Origin of the sequence: Bathymodiolus heckerae thiotrophic gill symbiont (assembly GCF_900128515.1) — a bacterium.
GTDB lineage: Bacteria > Pseudomonadota > Gammaproteobacteria > PS1 > Pseudothioglobaceae > Thioglobus_A.
The window spans coordinates 1-1,984 of record NZ_FQTP01000166.1 but is presented as its reverse complement, the minus strand read 5'-3'; the positions used below and the strand labels follow the sequence as shown (position 1 = coordinate 1,984).

The following is a 1,984-nucleotide window of genomic DNA, read 5'->3' as shown; positions in this document are numbered from 1 at the left end:
AGACCTGTCGAAAGCATGGCCTATCATTTTGGGATTATTTGAAAGATCGCTTACTGGGTATAGGGGATATTCCACCCTTATCAGACGCTATCCGTGCGGCCGCTGCCGGTGGATAATGAGAAGTTACGGAGTTTTCAAAGTCAGAATTTTTGCAATCCCATGCTTTTTATAAGCAACGACTAAACTTGTTCAATAACCCTGCTTTACAATTGGAATACAGTAACAGGTTTTCAGAAATATTGGCTGTTTGGGATGAAATTTGCCATACTGTCCCTGAGGAGTGGTGGTTTTTTGATGATGAAAAAACCATCCCAACAGATATACAACGTAATGAAATGTACCAACAATTAACTTACTACCAGAACATAAATTTCTGGGAGCAGATATGAAAAAAACACCTTGTCTTTATGCAATTGTTCGCTTTGCACCCTTTGTTGAAACCGGTGAATTTGCGAATGTTGGCATTGTTTTGATAACTCCTGAGCAGCGCTTTTTTGGTTATAAATTGATGATTAAGCGTTATGGACGGGTAACTAATTTTTTCGATCAATTAGATCGCCGTGTTTATCAGGAAACTATGTACAAGCTCCGTGATGAGTTAGAAAGAAGCTTGGATATTTTTAATCAACACGGTTTTGATAGGCGCTTGAAGGATAATGATACTGATTTTGCAAAACATTATTTTGCTGAAATCATTCGTCCTAGAGAGACTGTAATCAAGTTTAGTGCGCCAAGAGTTGTTTTGACTGATAATCCTGCAAAAAAGCTTGAGCAACTCTACCAGTTCTATGTAGAACGTGATTTTGTAACAAAACAATATCAAGAGAAAGTGATGGAGAGTGGCGTTCGAAAATTGCTTTTTCAGGCTGATATAGGCGACCTATTTCATAGTATGAAAATAGGGAATGATTCATACCATGCGACATTCCCTTTTGTTGAGCAGCAAAAAGATAAAGCAGTTAAAATTATTAAACCATTACGACTTGATCACTCTGAACCCAGTAAGATTATTGAACATGGTGATGCGTGGCTGGCACGTATAAAAAGGCTTAAACGAAATAATTTTTTACCCGAAAAAGTATTATTTACAGTCAATGGGGTTGACAATAAGGATGAGCGAAAAGATGCATTTGAAGAGGTGATTGAGAATTTACAAGATGAAGGGGTAAATGTCATTCCTTATCAAAAGAAAGAAAGTATCCTGGCTTTTGCTCAATCAGTCGATTAAAACTTAAATCAGGCCTTTGCAATCGCCCCCAAAAGTGCCATCATTATTGGGTAGATTATTGTAATCTGTGAAGAGGCTTTAGCTGCGATCAATAGGTAATCTGGATTTATTTTAAACCACGAAGAACACGAAGAAGAAAAAGTCAAAAGCTCTTCCCTTCGTGTTCTTCGTGCCCTTCGTGGTGAAACTCTCTCTCTTTTCAGGCTTTATCTAATCTCAATTTTATCGCCACTATCAATAGCGGTCTTTAATTTCACTCTAAGCTCATCTAAAAATTTATCCATTTGCTCTTCATTTTCCAGATAGGTTTGATGAGTGAGCTCGCGTGGTTTTATGATGATTGGTTTTTTATAGACGGGACTAGGTTTATCTTTTACACCCGGTTCAATTTTTGTCCGTTTTGCCTCCATTGCGTTTGCAATTTTCTCAAACGCAGCATCTTTTTCATCACGAATGAATGATTGCAGTTCATAGAGGTGAGCAATACTGTTGTTGTTTGATATTTTTTGCTTGTATTGCTGAAGAGGGTATAAACATTCATTTTTTAGATTGTCATCCGCTTGTACTGTTTGCAGTTCTTTCTCGACTTGTTCGATTTGTTCATTTAAAAAAGTTTCTGCTTGTTGTCTTTTTTGGCTACCCACTTAACACGGGACATCTATTAGTTTCAGAGGGTTAGGCTTAGCCACTCCACGCTCCTTTCGTGGTAGTGGAAGTTCCCCCATTTCATTCAGCAACCATGAAAATAAATCAGGA

The 1,984-nt window shown here is 37.8% G+C and carries 3 protein-coding genes; 2 read left to right on the top strand and 1 reads right to left on the bottom strand.

Going from position 1 to position 1,984, the window contains the following annotated elements; translation table 11 throughout:
* Positions 1 to 149 precede the first annotated feature (149 nt).
* Complete coding sequence (locus BTHERMOSOX_RS10695) at positions 150 to 389, top strand: HipA family kinase (RefSeq protein ID WP_346654957.1); 240 nt, start codon at positions 150 to 152, stop codon at positions 387 to 389.
* Positions 386 to 1,228 carry a DUF3037 domain-containing protein gene (locus BTHERMOSOX_RS10690; protein ID WP_138121121.1) on the top strand — a complete coding sequence of 281 codons (843 nt, stop codon included), beginning with the start codon at positions 386 to 388 and terminating at the stop codon, positions 1,226 to 1,228. Before BTHERMOSOX_RS10695 ends, BTHERMOSOX_RS10690 begins: the two co-directional genes overlap by 4 nt.
* Before the next feature lie 206 nt (positions 1,229 to 1,434).
* Here BTHERMOSOX_RS10690 and BTHERMOSOX_RS10685 read toward each other — a convergent pair whose 3' ends face one another.
* Positions 1,435 to 1,872, bottom strand: a complete 438-nt coding sequence (locus BTHERMOSOX_RS10685) for a hypothetical protein (protein ID WP_138121120.1) — start codon at positions 1,870 to 1,872, stop codon at positions 1,435 to 1,437.
* Between the last annotated feature and the right edge of the window lie 112 nt (positions 1,873 to 1,984).